The organism is Streptomyces sp. NPDC051976 (genome assembly GCF_040680795.1).
Taxonomy (GTDB): domain Bacteria; phylum Actinomycetota; class Actinomycetes; order Streptomycetales; family Streptomycetaceae; genus Actinacidiphila.
On the sequence record NZ_JBFAXL010000060.1, the window covers coordinates 38643 to 53124 of the forward strand.

At 72.7% G+C, this 14482-nt stretch carries 13 protein-coding genes and 1 pseudogene; 3 read left to right on the plus strand and 11 right to left on the minus strand.

The window, feature by feature from the left end:
* The first annotated feature begins 59 nt into the window (after positions 1-59).
* Positions 60-347: a hypothetical protein gene (locus AB0M29_RS37245; protein WP_365391144.1), complete on the plus strand. Its 288-nt coding sequence runs from the start codon at positions 60-62 to the stop codon at positions 345-347.
* Positions 348-350: 3 nt separating this feature from the next.
* Here AB0M29_RS37245 and AB0M29_RS37250 read toward each other — a convergent pair whose 3' ends face one another.
* Genes AB0M29_RS37250 through AB0M29_RS37260 form a run of 3 tightly spaced genes read right to left on the minus strand, consistent with a single transcriptional unit; the run spans position 351 to position 3735 of the window.
* Positions 351-1463 (minus strand): prenyltransferase, encoded by a 1113-nt coding sequence (locus AB0M29_RS37250; RefSeq protein ID WP_365391146.1) that lies wholly within the window; start codon positions 1461-1463, stop codon positions 351-353.
* A complete protein-coding gene (locus AB0M29_RS37255) occupies positions 1460-2194 on the minus strand; it encodes a class I SAM-dependent methyltransferase (protein ID WP_365391148.1) in 735 nt (244 codons plus the stop codon). The genes AB0M29_RS37250 and AB0M29_RS37255 overlap by 4 nt, the downstream gene beginning before the upstream one ends.
* Positions 2194-3735 (minus strand): glycosyltransferase family 4 protein, encoded by a 1542-nt coding sequence (locus AB0M29_RS37260; protein WP_365391150.1) that lies wholly within the window; start codon positions 3733-3735, stop codon positions 2194-2196. Before AB0M29_RS37260 ends, AB0M29_RS37255 begins: the two co-directional genes overlap by 1 nt.
* 221 nt (positions 3736-3956) lie before the next feature.
* On the opposite strand from AB0M29_RS37260, the gene AB0M29_RS37265 reads away from it, so the two are divergent.
* Positions 3957-4571, plus strand: a complete 615-nt coding sequence (locus tag AB0M29_RS37265; RefSeq protein ID WP_365391151.1) for a TetR family transcriptional regulator — start codon at positions 3957-3959, stop codon at positions 4569-4571.
* A 41-nt stretch (positions 4572-4612) separates the two neighbouring features.
* Here the strand turns inward: AB0M29_RS37265 and AB0M29_RS37270 are convergent, their stop codons facing one another.
* The 4 genes from AB0M29_RS37270 to AB0M29_RS37285 form a co-directional block, all read right to left on the minus strand.
* Positions 4613-4987: a hypothetical protein gene (locus AB0M29_RS37270; protein ID WP_365391153.1), complete on the minus strand. Its 375-nt coding sequence runs from the start codon at positions 4985-4987 to the stop codon at positions 4613-4615.
* 89 nt (positions 4988-5076) lie between these two features.
* The gene (locus tag AB0M29_RS37275) at positions 5077-5469 is read right to left on the minus strand and encodes a roadblock/LC7 domain-containing protein (protein WP_365391155.1); all 393 of its coding nucleotides are present in this window, start codon (positions 5467-5469) and stop codon (positions 5077-5079) included.
* A gap of 41 nt (positions 5470-5510) precedes the next feature.
* Entirely contained in the window at positions 5511-6254 is a 744-nt protein-coding gene (locus AB0M29_RS37280; RefSeq protein WP_365391168.1) for a transcriptional regulator, read from the minus strand.
* Positions 6255-6289: 35 nt separating this feature from the next.
* Positions 6290-6676, minus strand: coding sequence for a hypothetical protein (locus tag AB0M29_RS37285; RefSeq protein WP_365391157.1), 387 nt, complete (start codon positions 6674-6676; stop codon positions 6290-6292).
* A 522-nt stretch (positions 6677-7198) separates the two neighbouring features.
* Here AB0M29_RS37285 and AB0M29_RS37290 point away from each other — a divergent pair.
* Positions 7199-7591: pseudogene (locus tag AB0M29_RS37290) on the plus strand (LuxR C-terminal-related transcriptional regulator); the annotation flags it as partial.
* On the opposite strand, the gene AB0M29_RS37295 reads toward AB0M29_RS37290, so the two are convergent.
* The 4 genes from AB0M29_RS37295 to lanKC all read right to left on the minus strand — a co-directional run bounded on the left by AB0M29_RS37295 (position 7517) and on the right by lanKC (position 14211).
* The gene (locus AB0M29_RS37295) at positions 7517-9343 is read right to left on the minus strand and encodes an ABC transporter ATP-binding protein (protein ID WP_365391158.1); all 1827 of its coding nucleotides are present in this window, start codon (positions 9341-9343) and stop codon (positions 7517-7519) included. The pseudogene AB0M29_RS37290 and the gene AB0M29_RS37295 sit on opposite strands and share 75 nt — an antisense overlap.
* The gene (locus tag AB0M29_RS37300) at positions 9336-11129 is read right to left on the minus strand and encodes an ABC transporter ATP-binding protein (protein WP_365391160.1); all 1794 of its coding nucleotides are present in this window, start codon (positions 11127-11129) and stop codon (positions 9336-9338) included. Before AB0M29_RS37300 ends, AB0M29_RS37295 begins: the two co-directional genes overlap by 8 nt.
* Positions 11130-11360: 231 nt before the next feature.
* The gene (locus AB0M29_RS37305; protein WP_365391162.1) at positions 11361-11486 is read right to left on the minus strand and encodes a SapB/AmfS family lanthipeptide; all 126 of its coding nucleotides are present in this window, start codon (positions 11484-11486) and stop codon (positions 11361-11363) included.
* A gap of 13 nt (positions 11487-11499) precedes the next feature.
* Positions 11500-14211, minus strand: coding sequence for a class III lanthionine synthetase LanKC (gene lanKC / locus AB0M29_RS37310; RefSeq protein WP_365391164.1), 2712 nt, complete (start codon positions 14209-14211; stop codon positions 11500-11502).
* Positions 14212-14482 lie beyond the last annotated feature (271 nt).

Here is a 14482-nt window from a genome sequence, read left to right on the forward strand (position 1 = left end):
TCCGTACCACCCCTGAACCAGGGGGGTTTCGCTCACACTATCGGGGCAATGCGGAGACCATGGCCAGACGGTATGGCGGTAACCCCGCCGCGGTGATCATCCTCATCGCCGCAGACATCGCTGCACTGATCCTGATTCTGTGGATCATGTTCTTCGTCTTCGACGCGAACCGGGCGAACGACCTCGTCAACTGGGTGCACCACTCGGCTGACTGGCTCGCGGGCTGGTCGAAGGACCTGTTCACCCCGGACAACGCCAAGTGGCGCACCGTGCTCAACTACGGTCTGCCCGCTGTGATCTACCTGCTGCTGGCACACGCCATCGCGGGCCGGGTCAACAGGGCATAACCCCTACGGCCTGTCGTGCGACAGGTCGGCGCAACAGTCCGGAGCGAGGCCGAGCGGAAGCCGGTCGGCCCCGAAGACCGCGGTGGTCGCCTCGTCCCCCCCGAGCGCGGCCACCGCGAGGAGCAGTGCGCCCGCGGTCCACGCGGTGCGCTCCACCGGCCAGTAGGCGTCGTCGTCGAAGACATAGCCGGTCCAGTACAGACCGTCGTCCGCGCGCAGATGCTGCATGTCCGCCAGGATCCGTATCGCCCGGTCGGACTCCCCCACCGCCCAGAGGGCCAGGGCGAGTTCGGCGCTCTCGCCGCCGGTCACCCATGGGTTGGGCACCACGCAGCGCACCCCGAGGCCGGGGACGACGAAGCGCGACCAGCCCTCCTCGATGCGGGCCAGGGCCCGCGGTCCGCGCAGCGCGCCGGAGAGCACCGGGTAGTACCAGTCCATCGAGTAGCGGCTCTTGTCCAGGAACCGCTCCGGGTGGCGGCGGATCGCGTGGCCGAGCGCGCCGGTGGCCAACTCCCAGTCGGGCTGCGGCTCTTCGCGGTGCTCGGCGATGGCCAGCGCGCAACGCAGCGCCTGGTGGATCGAGGCGCTGCCGGTGAGCAGCGCGTCGGTGACGACGGCTCCGCCGTCCTCGTCCGCCTCGCGCTTCCAGCCGATCTGCCCGCCGGGCTGCTGGAGTGTCAGCACGAACTCCACCGCGGCGAAGACGGTGGGCCACAGCCGCTCGATGAACGCGTCGTCGCCGGTGGCCAGGTAGTGGTGCCAGACGCCGACGGCCACATAGGCGCAGAAGTTGGACTCCCGGCCCCGGTCGGTGGGGCGGTCCGCGTCGCCGTCCTGGTAGGCGGCGTACCAGGACCCGTCGCTGTTCTGGTGCCGGGCCAGCCAGGTGTACGCGGCCTCGGCGTGCGCGTGCTCGCCCGCCGCGTCCAGCGCCATCGCGGCCTCGACATGGTCCCAGGGGTCGAGGTGGTGACCGCGGAACCACGGGATGGCGCCGTCCTCGCGCTGCCCGGCGAGGATCCCGTCGACGGTCGCGGCGGCCTGCCCGGCGGTGAGCACACCGGGCAGCGCCAGCCGCTCGGTACGGCCGGGACCACGGCTGGCAGGGGTCACTTGGCGGCGTCCACGGGCAGGTGCGGCTTGGTCGCGTAGGCCACGAAGCTCTTGCCGATCACCGGGTTGAGCGCCTGCTCGGCGACCCGGGTGGCCAGCGGTTTCTTCATGATGTCCCACACCAGGAGCTTGTGGTACAGCTTCACCGGCAGGGCCTTGTCGTTGTCCACGCCGACCGCGCACTTGATCCACCAGTACGGCGCGTGCAGCCCGTGCGCGTGGTGGGTGCCGTACGGCTCCAGGCCCGACTCCCGCATCTTGCCGAGGAGTTCGTCGGCCTTGTAGATCCTGATGTGGCCGCCCTCGACCTCGTGGTACGCGTCGGAGAGCGCCCAGCAGATCTTCTCCGGGCCGTAGCGCGGCACGGTGATCGCGATCCGGCCGCCGGGGCGCAGCACCCGGACCATCTCGGCGAGCACGCCCTTGTCGTCGGGGATGTGCTCCATCACCTCGGAGATGATGACGACGTCGAAGCTCTCGTCGGGGAACGGGAGTTGGAGGGCGTTGCCCTCCATGGCGACGGCCGAGGCACCGGCCGGTGCCTCGCCCTCCTGCTTCATCGCCGCGAACCAGCGGGCGACCTCGCGGATCTCCTCGCCGTTGCGGTCCAGCGCCACGACGTGCGCTCCGCGCCGGTAGCACTCGAACGCGTGGCGGCCGGCGCCGCAGCCCAGGTCCAGCACGCGGTCGCCTGCGGCGAGCGGGAAGCGGGTGAAGTCGACGGTCAGCATCAGTGGTTGCTCCCCACGGTTCCGGCTGCGCCGGGTGCGTTTCCGGCTGCGCCGGGTGCTTCTGCGGTCTCTGCCTCAGCTCCGGAGTGCCCCGCAGGGGCGCGGGGAACTGCGCGCTCAGCCCCCACCGGCCGGTGGTCCGAAGACAACGCGTCTGCCCCATTGGGGCCGGTGGTGACGTGCAACCCGTCGACGGCTGGTCGCGCAGTTCCCCGCGCCCCTACGGGGCGCACGTCTTCCGCGAGCGCCGCGCGAGGCGCAGTTCCCCGCGCCCCTACGGGGCGCACGTCTTCCGCGATCGCTGCGCGATAAAGCTCGGCGGTGGTGGTGGCGGCACGGGACCAGGTGAAGTGGGCGAGAACACGTTCTCGTCCTGCCCGGCCGAGCCTGCGGCGCAGCCGCCCGTCGGAGAGGGCGAGTTCGAGGGCGGCGGCGAGGGCGCCGGCGTCGCCCGGGGGCACGGCGAGGCACGTCTCGCCGTCGGGGCCGGCGACTTCGGGGATGGCGCCGCCGGTGGTGGCGACCAGCGCGGTGCCGGTGGCCATCGCCTCGGCGGCCGGGAGCGAGAAGCCCTCGTAGAGCGACGGGACGCAGGCCACCTCGGCGCTGCGGATCAGGTCGACGAGTTCGGCGTCGCTGATGCCCTTGACGAAGTCGACGGCGCCTTCGAGGCCGAACCGGCTGAGCGCGTCGGCCACCGGCCCCTTCGCGGGGCGGGTGCCGACGACCACGAGGTGGGCGTCGGGGCGGGCGGCCCGTACCTTGGCCAGCGCTTCCACCAGGAAGACCAGGCCCTTGAGCGGCACGTCGGCGCTGGAGGTGGTGACGATCCGGCCCGGCACCTCGGCCACCGCGGGGTCCGGCGAGAACAGCCGGGTGTCGGCGCCGATCGGCACGGTGTGGATGCGCTCGGGCCGCACCCCGAGGTCCTCGGTGATCTCGTCTCGGGACGACCCGGAGACGGTGAGCACGGACGGCAGCCTGCGGGCGACCCGCTTCTGCATCTGCGTGAAGCCGTACCAGCGGCGTACCGACAGCCGCCGCTTCCAGTCCTGCGCGGCGTCCAGCTCCAGCCGGCGGTCCACGGTGATCGGGTGGTGGATCGTGGTGACCAGCGGCAACGGCAGGCCGAGCAGCCCGTAGCCGAGCGTCTGGTTGTCGTGCACGACGTCGAACTCGGCGCGGCGGGCGATCAGATGGCGGCGGGCGCGCAGGCTGAAGGTGAGCGGTTCGGGGAAGCCGCCGGTCCACATGGTGGCGACCTCGAGGGCGTCGATCCAGTCGCGGTACTCGCCGCGCTTCGGCGTACGGAACGGGTCCGGCTGCCGGTAGAGGTCGAGGCTGGGCAGCTCGGTGAGGGTGACACCCTCGCCCACCGCGTCGAGTACGGGGTACGGCTGGGCGCCGATCACCTCGACCTGGTGGCCGAGCGCGGCCAGCTCCCTGGACAGGTGCCGGACGTACACGCCCTGGCCTCCGCAGAAGGGGTTCCCCTTGTAACTGAGCAGGGCAATCCGTAGCGGCCTGGCCTCTGAGGTCACTCCCGGCCCCCTTCTCACTGCGATAGAGCCGGAGCGTAACCGGTCGCGCTAATCTAGAACAAGTTTCAGACTCGATGGTACAGAAGGCGAATCTACCGGCAGCCGGGCGGTCCGGCGGAGGCGTGCCAGGTGATTCGCACCACGGCATCCGCCCTGCCATCATGCACTCGCAGCGCCTCAGCGGCCGTGGAAGACGGATGGAACGTCACGGGATGGGACATATGAGCACAGACCCCAGGCCGTCCAGCCCGCACTCACCGCCGTTGACCGAGCGCCAGGAGGCGCGGCGCCGCCGGATCCTGCACACCACCGCGCAGCTCGCCTGCCGGGGCGGGTTCGACGCCGTCCAGATGCGGGAGGTCGCCGAGACCTCGGAGGTCGCGCTCGGCACCCTCTACCGCTATTTCCCGTCCAAGATCCATCTGCTGGTCGCCACGATGCAGGACCAGCTCGGGCAGCTCCACGAGACGCTGCGCAAGCGCCCGCCGGTGGCGGCGGAGCCGTCCGAGCGGGTCGCTGAAACGTTGATGCGGGCGTTCCGCGCCATGCAGCGCGAACCGCACCTCGCCGACGCGATGGTGCGGGCGCTGACCTTCGCCGACCGCTCGGTGAGCGCCGAGGTCGACACCGTGTCGCGGCTGACCACCGCGATCATCCTGGACGCGATGGGGCTGGACGCGCCGCCGAATCCCGACCAGCTCTCGGCCGTCCGGGTGATCGAGCACACCTGGCACTCCGCGCTGGTCACCTGGCTGTCGGGGCGCGCGTCGATCGCCCAGGTGAAGATCGACATCCAGACCGTCTGCCGCCTGATCGACTTGACCTCGCCCGCCTAGCGGACGAGGTCAGGTCGGACGGCGTCGCGCGCCGGTTCCCGTCAGACGTCCAGGTCGTTCTCGATGGACTTCAGCTGGTGGCGGGCCATCGCCAGGTTGGCGCGGCCCTTGTCGAGGGCCAGGTAGAGGAACAGCCCCGACTTGCCGCGGCCGCGCAGCAGCCGGATGAGGTGGTACTGCGAGCCGAGGGTGATGAGGATGTCCTCGATCTCCTCCTTGAGGCCCAGCATCTCCATGGTGCGGGCCTTGGCGCGGACCACGTCGGTATTGCCCGCCGCGGCCACGTTGAGATCGAGCTCCTTCCCGCCGCCGAGCGTGCCCAAGGCCATGCCGCTGGTGTAGTCGACAAGGGCGACGCCGATGACGCCCTCGATCGAGGTCATCGCATCCTTGAGCGCGGTCTCCGTGTTGGCCATGATCGTGTGGTTTCCTTTCGTGGTTTCTGCTGATGGGGTTGTTCTGGCCTGGGCGCTGCGCGTCCTCGGCTGGCGAGTGGTCATGACGGTCAGGCGTCCTCCGGTCGGTCAAGGTCGCCGTCGAGCAGGTGCGCGAGCTGTGTGCCGCAGCGGCGTGCCTCCATGTGGAGCCGGCCCACGTTGACCCTGGGCCGGGCGAGCACCGCCAGTACGCCCACGGCACCGGCCGTGTAGAGGGCGATGTAGCCGTGCTCGCTGCGGATCAACAGCTCGCGGAAGTTCCGCTGCCCGGCGGCGTCGGTCAGCCGCAGGCCCACTCCGAGGGCCGCGGCGGTGAGTGCCGCGAAGCCGTCCGACTCCACCGCGGGGGCGTCCTCGGCCAGTACCAGGCCGTCCACGCTCGCGGCCAGTACACCGGTCACCTCGGGCAGTCGCGCGCGCAACCGCCCCAGCTCCCCGCGTACTTCGGCTTCGTGCACCATCAACTTCCTCCTCTCGGCGCGCTGTCTCACCGACCGCCGCCTCACAGGTGCTCCAGCGCGTCACGCAGCCTGTGCAGCAGCGCGTCGTCCGCGTCCCGGGCGATGTCCCGGAACCACGGGACCGCCGGGCCCGGCCCCGCGGCGGCCTCCACGGGCGTCTCGACGTATCCGCGGGCGGCCAGCCGCCGGAGGTCGACCAGGGTGTGGAAGGCCGGGCGGCCCAGCAGCCCGCTGATCACCGACGCGGTGCGTACGCCGTCCGCCAGGTCCAGTACGGCGGCCTGGCGGCGTGGTGCCGGCGGCAGCCGGGCGACCGCACCGCGGCGTACGACGACCGGCGCGGTGTCCAGCCGCGGGCACGGCCACAGCGCCTCCAGCAGCGCCCTGCGGCGGCGGGTCTCCCGCTCCAGGGCGGGCACGGGGACGCTGCGCAGGCTGCCGAACCAGTGCCGTACGCCGTGCCGGAAGCGGCTCGGGCCGCCGCTGGGGGCGAGGACGAAGAAGGCGGCGTCGTAGACCGCGCCGAGCTGGCTGATCTCCAACTCGCCCGCGCCCAGCCGGTGGTGGTCCACCAGCCAGCGGGCGATCCGGCAGTCGGCGCCCGCGGCCTCCACGGCCTCCTGCCAGATCCGCACGGGCAGTCTGCCGCCGCCGGTGAGCAGGCTCTCCATGCCGGGGGTGGCCGGGCTCTCGGCGTGGACGACGGCGCCGTTCGCCAGGTAGAGGGTGCCGGTGTCGCGGAGCAGCGCGCCGGTCGCCTTCTGTTCCGCGAGCCGCACCAGCATCGGCGAGAGGGTGGGCGCGTGGGCGGGGACGGGACTCACACCAGCACCAGCCGCTCGGCGAGGTCGCGCAGCCGTAACAGGGCGAGCGCGAGATTGGCCTGGGCCCGGTCGAGCCACAGGTGGAGGAACACACCGCCCTCGTACGGGGCTTCGAGGAACCTGAGCAGGTGGTAGTCGGAGGCGGTGACCACCACGACGTCCTCGATCGGTGGTCCGCCGTCGGTGTTCCCCGCGGTGAACACCGCGTGTTCCGCGGTGGATCGGGCGTACTCCGCGGTCTGCGCCGCCACCTCCTCGTGGTCGCCGCCGGGCGCCTCGCCGATGACGCCCAGCGTGAGCCCGCTGATCCACTCCACCAGGGCGGCGCCACGCGCGCCGGGTAGCGTCATCGCCTCCAGCAGGCACTCGTCGATCCCGGACACACCTCTCCCCTCGGAGCGGACCCGTGCGGGCCGCCCACCGTTCGGTCGGTGACGAAGAAGTTACGCACCGTGCCGTCCGTTGGGGGGAGTTCTGGCATTTTCCTGCGGTACATGCCCAGCCCTGCCCTAGGATGCCCCTCGGCCCCGAGGGAACGGGCGGATGGACGGCTGCGGGGAGCACGGCGCTCCGCCGAGACCGGCGCGCGGCGGCGTTTCGCACGCCGGGGGCGCATCCATGTCGCCCCCTCTTGCCTCCGTCTGGCCGGAATCAGCCCCCATTGGCGTGGCATCACCGGGTAGGAATGCAATCGCGCTCGGGGGGGCGCATCGCCCGCAGGCTCTCCTGCGGCCTCCCACGCCCTGGTGCGTGGACACGACGCGAGGTGATGACGAGTGATACGCGTGCTGGTTGCTCATGACACCTCCCTGCTGCGTTCGGCGCTGTCCGCGCTGATCGGCAGGGAACCGGACTTCGAGGTGGCGGACACCGAATGGCACCGATTGTGCGAGAGAAACCGGGACATGGTTCCACAAGTGTGCGTGGCGGACGCGGACTGCCAGGGCTGGCGGCAGCGGGCCGGGGAGTTGGCCAAGTGCAACAGCGCGTACCGGCGCAGATGCGGGCTGATCGTGCTCACCAACGCGGGAAAGCCCGGCAATCTGCTGCGCGCCTTCGAGGCGCGGGCGCTGGGATTCGTGAACAAGGACCGCTCGGCCGACCGGCTGCCGGCCGCGATACGGCAGGTCGCCCAGGGGAAACGGTTCGTCGACGAGTCGCTGGCCATCGAGTTCCTCCAGGCCGCGGACATGCCGCTGACCCGGCGGGAGTTGAGTGTGCTGTCACTGAGCGCCGAGGGTGCCTCCGTCTCGGAGATCGCCCGCAGCCTGCATCTGTGCAACGGCACGGTGCGCAACTACCTGGCCTCGATCACCCGTAAGACCGGGGCCCGCAACCGGGTGGACGCCATCAGGATCTCCCGCGGCGCCGGCTGGGTGTGACGACCAGCCGCCCACCAGGTCGCGGTAGAGCGGTGACCGGTCGAGCAGCTCCTCGTGGGTGCCGCAGGTCGCGTGGGCGCCGTCCATCACCAGGATGCGGTCGGCCCGCAGTGCCGAGCTGATCCGGTGGGCGATGACGACGAGGGTTCCGCCGGGACGGCGGGCGAAGGCGCGCTCGGCGCGCTCCTCGGCGGCCGGGTCGAGATGGCAGGTCGCCTCGTCGAGCAGCACCAAGGGCGCCGGGGACAGGTATGTCCTGGTCAGCGCGAGGAGTTGGCGCTCGCCCGCCGACAGGGTGCCCGGGTCCACCCGCCCCTCGGCCCCGCCGAGCCCGGCGATGAGTCCGGCGGACCCGACCTGCTCGGCCGCCGCGTCCGCGGCCAGGTCCTCGTCTCCGGGTGAACTCGCCTTCGTCCGCAGATAGTTGAGGTTCTCGGCGACGGTCCCGGTGAAGACGTACGCCTCCTGCGGGACGAGGGCGAGGTCGGGCGTACGGCGGATGTCGCCGTGGGACGGGGCGAGCAGACCGGCGGCGAGGGCGGCGAGGGTCGACTTGCCGATCCCGCTGGGGCCGACGACGGCCAGGTGCTCGCCCTCGGCCACCGTCAGATGGAGGTCGCGCAGTACGGGCTCGGCGGCCGGACCGTAGGCGAAGGTGACGCCGCGCAGCTCCAGCGCGGCGCCCGGGGTGCGGGCCGGGCCGGGTGCGGGCGGCCGCGGGCGGCCCGGCGCGGGGGGCGCCGAGAGGCGGCCGAGGACGACGCCGAGGCGGGTGCCCGCGGTGCTCAGCGCGTGCACCAGGTTCTGCAGCGCGGGCTGCAGCGACTGCGTCAGGTAGGTGAGCGCGCCGAGCAGCGCGCCCGGGGTGACATGCCGGGAGAGCAGCCAAGGGGTGGTCAACAGCAGCAGTACGACGGGGAGTTGGCCGCCGACGGCGATCGAGGTGGCGCGCAGGACGCCCCAGCGGGCGAGCGAGCGGGCGGCGCGCAGTTCGGCGTCTACCCGGGCGGAGGCGCGGTCGGCCATCCGCTGCTGGGCGCCGCAGGCGGTGATGTCCCGCAGGCCCGCGGTGAGGGCGCCGAGCTCCTCGGCGACCGCTTCGTCCGCGGCCAGGAAGCGGTGCTGGCGGGCCGCCATCGGCCGCAGCACCAGCGCGAAGCCCGCCACCCCGACGAGCAGGGGAGGGCCGACGACCAGCAGCAGGTCGGGCGAGAGCGCGAGGAGTCCGGCGAGCGCGCCGATCGCCGTGAACACGAACGACCGCAGCACCATGACCAGTCCGCCGAGCGCGTCGCGGGCGATCTCCACCTGGTGGGTCAGCCGCGACACCACCCCGCTGTCGCCCTGGGCTCCGCCGCCGACGGCCTCGCGCAGCCCGCGGCCCACCACCCGCCGTACCAGCAGGTCCCGCAGCGGCTCCACCAGCGCGGCGACCCCCCGGTACACCCGCCCGGTCCCGTACGCGCCCACCGGCACCGCCACCGCGGCCAGCGCCAGCCACCCCAGCCCGACCCCCTGCCGCCCCCGCAGAAACCCCTGGTCCATCGCCCGCGCCAGCGCGAACCCGACCAGAAACGTCTCCCCCGCCTCCAGCACCGACCACCCGCCCAGCACCACCAGCACCCGCCACCGCTCACGGAGATAGCCCCGCAGCTTGAGGTCATGCATGGAGATCGCTCCCCTCTGCCGCCAGGTCGCCGCCTGCCGCGAACACCTCGCGGTACTCCGGGGTCTGCCACAGGTCCTCGTGGGGGCCCAGGGCGCGGAGGTGGCCGTGGGTGAGCCAGGCGACGAGGTCGGCGCGGGCTGCGGTGGAGGCGCGGTGGGCGACGACGAGGCGGGTGCGGTGGCGGGGGTCCTGGGAGAGGGCCTGGGTCACGCGGAGTTCGGTGACGGTGTCGAGGCTGGAGGTGGCGTCGTCGAGGACGAGGAGGCGGCCGGCGTGGGCGAACGCGCGGGCCAGGCCCAGGCGTTGGACCTCGCCGCCGGACATCGGGGCGGCGGCGCGCGGGGTGTCGTACGCGTCGGGCAGGAGGTGGACGAAGCCGTCGGCCCCGGCGGCGCGGGCGGCCTCGGTGACGGTGTCGGGCGGGGGTTCGCGCAGGCCGAAGCGGAGGGCGTCACCGATGGTGTCGCCGAGCAGCACGGGCCGTTCGAATGCGTAGCCGACCGCGTCCCGCAGCGCGTCCGCGCGCAGTTCCGGCAGCGGCACGCCGTCCAGCAGGACCTGGCCGTCGTCCGGGTCGGCGAGCCTGCCCGCGAGGGCGGCCAGCACCGACTTGCCCGCGCCGGAGTGCCCGACGACCGCCACGCACGCACCGCCCGGCACGGTGAGGTCGAGCCGGTCGAGTACGGTCGCGCCGCCGCGCAGCACGGTGACGCCGCGCAGTTCCAGCGTCCCGTCGCCGGGCGGCAGCGACCGCTCGCCGTACCGCGCGGCGGGGACGCCGAGAACCGCGGCCAGCCTGTGGGCCGCCGCCCGCCCGCGGACCAGGCCGTTCAACTGGCCCACCACCAGGCCGATTCCGGTGGCCATGGACGCGTAGCGGGTGGCGGCCAGGAGTTCGCCGAGGCTGATGCCGCCCTGCCGCAGCCGGATGCCGCCGACCGCGAGCACCACGATCTGCAGCAGCGGCACCAGCACCGCCGCCTGCGCGGTGGCCCGGCCCTGGACCCGCCACATGCGGTGGCCCTGGGCGCTGAGTTCGGGCAGCGGCTCCAGCACGCGGGCGTTCTCGCGCTCCTCGGTGCGGGCGGCGGCGATCGTACGGGCGCCGCCGAGCGCTTCGACCAGCCGTCCGGCGATGGCGCCCTGCGCCTCCAGGTAGCGGGCCACGCAGTCGGAGGAGGAGCGGGCGTACCGCCGTACCAGCAGGGCCAGCGGGGGCCCACCGGCGAGGAACGCCGCCGCGAGCCAGGGGTCGGTCAGCCCGAGCGCCACGATCCCGCCGACCGGCAGGGCGAGCGCGGCGGGCAGCGCGGCAACGGCCGGCGGCACGGCCCCCGCGTCGGCCGCGTTGCCGACGAGCCGCGTCACGAGATCCCCGGCCCCCGCGCCCGAAGTGGCTTTGCCGGAAGCGCCGTTGGCCGCCTGCGGACCCGCGTCCAGTACGTGCCGTACCAGCCGCAGCCGCAGCCAGGCGGTGGCGCGGGCGGCGGTGACGGCGCCGAGGACGTCGTCGGCGGCGCCGAGCAGGATTTGGGCGCCGATCAGTGCGGCGCAGCGGGTGACCCAGGCGCCCGCGGGCCGCCCGGTGAGGAGCATGTCGAGGGCGCGGCCGAGCGCGAAGGGCAGCAGCAGGGCGATGCCGATCCCGGTGAGGCCGAGCAGGCAGAGCGCGACGGCCCGGCCCGCGCTGTGCCGGGTCGCGTCCCGCAGGATCCGGTCGGCGGCCAGGTCGGGCGCCCGGTGCTCCGGCGTCTGCGGGTCCGCCACCTGCGTGCTGCCGGCCATGGGCGAGTCCAGTCCTCGTCGGGGAGGGAAGTCGGGGATGTAGGAGAGGCCCCGGGGTCCCGTGACCGGGACCGTCCGGGGCCTCTCCGCGCGCTGTACGGATCAGGACAGGCGGTCGGCTGCCGCTCCGACCGCTGCCGGCACTGGTATCTGGAGTGAAGTCGTCGCCGCCACGCGCCGCGCGGCTACGCCGAGTTCAGAGCCGGATGTCCGCTCGGAGTATGTCGCCGCTCAGAGGCAGACGAGGAAGCTCGCGGAGCTGACGCAGCTGAGCAGGCTCAGCGAGCTCGCGGGGCCTCCGCCGCCACCGTGTCCACGCTCGGCGGTTTCCATGTTCTGCAGGTCGAGAAGAGCCATCTCGGTTTTCCCTTCACTTGTGGGGACGGGGTGTTGCCACGGCGCCGGACTCGGCCGGTACCGGTTCTGGGGCCGCCCCGCGGGGGCGGCGGTACGGGAGGAACGGGAGCTGCGCCGGGGTGTCGCCCAGTGCCGCGCCGAGCGCGAGCAGGCAGCCCGCCGTTCCGGTGTTGAGGTCCATCGACAGCCGCATCATCTGGTTGCCGGGGAAGGCGAGCCCGCCCCGGTAGTCCATGCCGTACCAGCCGAGGCTGTCGATCTGCGCGGCCAGCGCGCCCTCGGGCACGTCGGGCGAGGTGGTACGGGCGAGGTGCAGGATCATTCCCGCGCGGCCCCCGAAGAGTGCGGGCTGTGCGTAGAGCCGTGAGGTGGCGGCGCGCAGGATGCCGGTCCTGGCCTCGGCGAACCCCTCGTCGGGGCGGTGCTCGAGGAAGTCGTCGAGGACCGCGGCGATCCCCGCGCTGCCGTCGCCGAGGTAGGGCATGGTGCGCCAGCCCTCGTCCACCTCCAGGCTGCCGCTCGCGGTGCGCACACACCGGTCGAGGTCGAGCCGCAGGGCCAGCGCCGCGTCGTCGAGCAGGGCGGGGTCGCCGGTGTGCTCGTACAGCCGCAGGAAGAGCAGGGCGGGGCCGGTGGCACCGCGCATCAGCCCGGCCCGGCGCTTCGCGGCGGCCGCGCTGTCGTCCTGTGCCGCCTCGCGCAGCCGTCCCGCCACGGTACAGGCCGCGGCGAGCGCGGCAGCGGACAGCTGGGTGTCGCCGGTGGCGGCGGCGAGGTGGTCGAGGACCAGCCCGACACCCGCCAGCCCGCCGGAGAGGTCGGAGGCGAGCCGCAGCCAGTTCTCGGCGAGCACGCCGCGGACGATGTCGAGCGCGCGGTCGGTGTGGCCGAGCCGGTCGAGGACGTACGCGATGCCGGCGGCGCCGTCGTACAGGCCGAAGGGGGTGCCGCCGGGCAGCGGGTCCGTACGGTCGAGCAGCCAGCGCTCGCCCTCCTCGTAGCGGGGCAGCCCGGTCTCGGCGAAGGCGTACAGCACACCGGCGGCGCCGTGTCCGAGGCCGAGTCCGCCGCCGTCGGAGAACTGGGCGATGTCGCCGGGGAAGAGCCGGTCCTCGCGGTCGGGGGTGGCCGAGGCGAGCACGGACACCGCCATCGAGGTGCGCAGCCCGGGCCAGCGGTCCCGGTCGGCGGTGCCGCTTCCCGCGGCGGGTGCGGCGGTGTCCACGGGCAGGAACCGGCCGCCGCGGGACGGCGGCCGCTCCATGCCCCGGGTGATCTCGGCGACCGCGTCGTCGAGGAACTCACCGGGTACGTCGGGGAACTCACCGGCGATCACCTCGGCGAGGTGCGCGGCCTTGGCGCGGTCGATCGCGAAGAGCGTGGTGACGGGCAGGAACAGGGCGATCCGCAGACAGGCCAGCGCGTACTTGTCGACGTCGTAGCCGCGCCGGTCGGGCGGTGCCATGAAGCCCGGATGGGCCACCGACTGACGGCCGTTGCTCTCCCCCGGGGCCGCGGCCTCGAAGTCGAGCAGCTTCACGGACCGCTCGTCGGGCGCCACCATGATGTTGAACATGTGCAGGTCGTTGAAGACCACTCCCCGGTTGTGCACGGCGGCCACCGCCCGCTCCACGTCCGCGTGGACGCGCAGCGCCCAGGCGGTGTACGAGGCGACGTCCGCCGGATCGGGATCGGGCACCAGCAGCGGATGGCGGTGGCCGAAGAAGGAGTTGAGGGTGCGGCCCTCCAGGAAGTCCATCACCAGGAAGCGGTGGTCGCCGAGGGTGAACCAGTCGCGCACCTCGGGTGCCACACCGAGCCCCGACAGCTTTTCCAGCGCGTCCCGTTCGCGTTCCAGCCGGGCGACCGCGTCGGCCCCGTCGGACGCCAGCCCGGCCATCGGGCGGCCCTCCTTGAGGACGACCTTCTCGCCGGTCCTGGTGTCGGTGCCGGTGTACACACCGCCGCCGTTGGAGAAGTGCAGCGCCTGCTCGATGCGGTACGGCAGGTCGCCGACCGTGGTGGCGTTGCGGGCGGCCAGGTGCGGCGCGAGGAACTCCGGCAGCGTGACCCACGCCGGCACCTGGAACGCGGGCGTCCTGGGGTCGGGGACCAGCCGCCCCTGCCCGTCCTCGATGGCGGAGACCAGCGTGCCGCTCTCCCCCACGCAGAAGCGCTTGGCGAACGCGCCGTAGCGCACGTACAGCGGCCCCTGGCGCCACCGCAGATCGGTGAGGATGTACGGTCCCGGCTCTCCGTCGAGGAGTTCACCGAGTTCCGTGAGGACCACACGCAGATGTTCCTCGTCGGACGGATAGATGGTGACGAATTTGCCGCTGGTGTCCCGCCGGGCGTATTTGGAGTTCCGCAGGTGGAGCAGTTGCGGGCTCGGCACAAATTTGAACGGGATATGACGCGGGACGCAGTAGTCCCAGACCTTCGCGGCCACCTTGTCGGCGTTGTCCAGGCCCGCCGTCACATGGACCTTCCAGCCCTGCTTGGGTGCGGCCGTGGTGCCGTCGACGCTGGTCAGCGGGTCGATGTGCAGCCAGTCCGCGCTGCGCTGGCGGCGCCAGCCGGCCGGTGTCGCACGCTGTGCCGTCTCGAACATCGGTACGGCACCGGCCGGTTCCACCGCTCCCCCCGAGGCACGGCCGGACAAACGGTCGAGGCTCTCGTAGAAGTACCGGTCCGCGATACAGAAAACCTCGTAGCGATTGTCCATCAGACCCCCTCAGGCGGTGATGGACAGAGATTTTCATGTTCCGGAAACATAATGAAGTCACGGCTGTCATGTCCTGACTGTGCGGAACGCACGGTTTCCCGGCCGCGGCGGCCGGGGCGATCCGCCCCGGTTCACGGACACGCCCCTCACCCGGGCCGTGACCTAGAGTTCGCGATCTAGTGTCGTGTGAATGAAGTCCTTGGACGTTTGGGGGTGGCGTGTTCGAGGATGTCGTCGGCGGTTTTGGTCCATGTGAAGGGCTGGCAGCGGT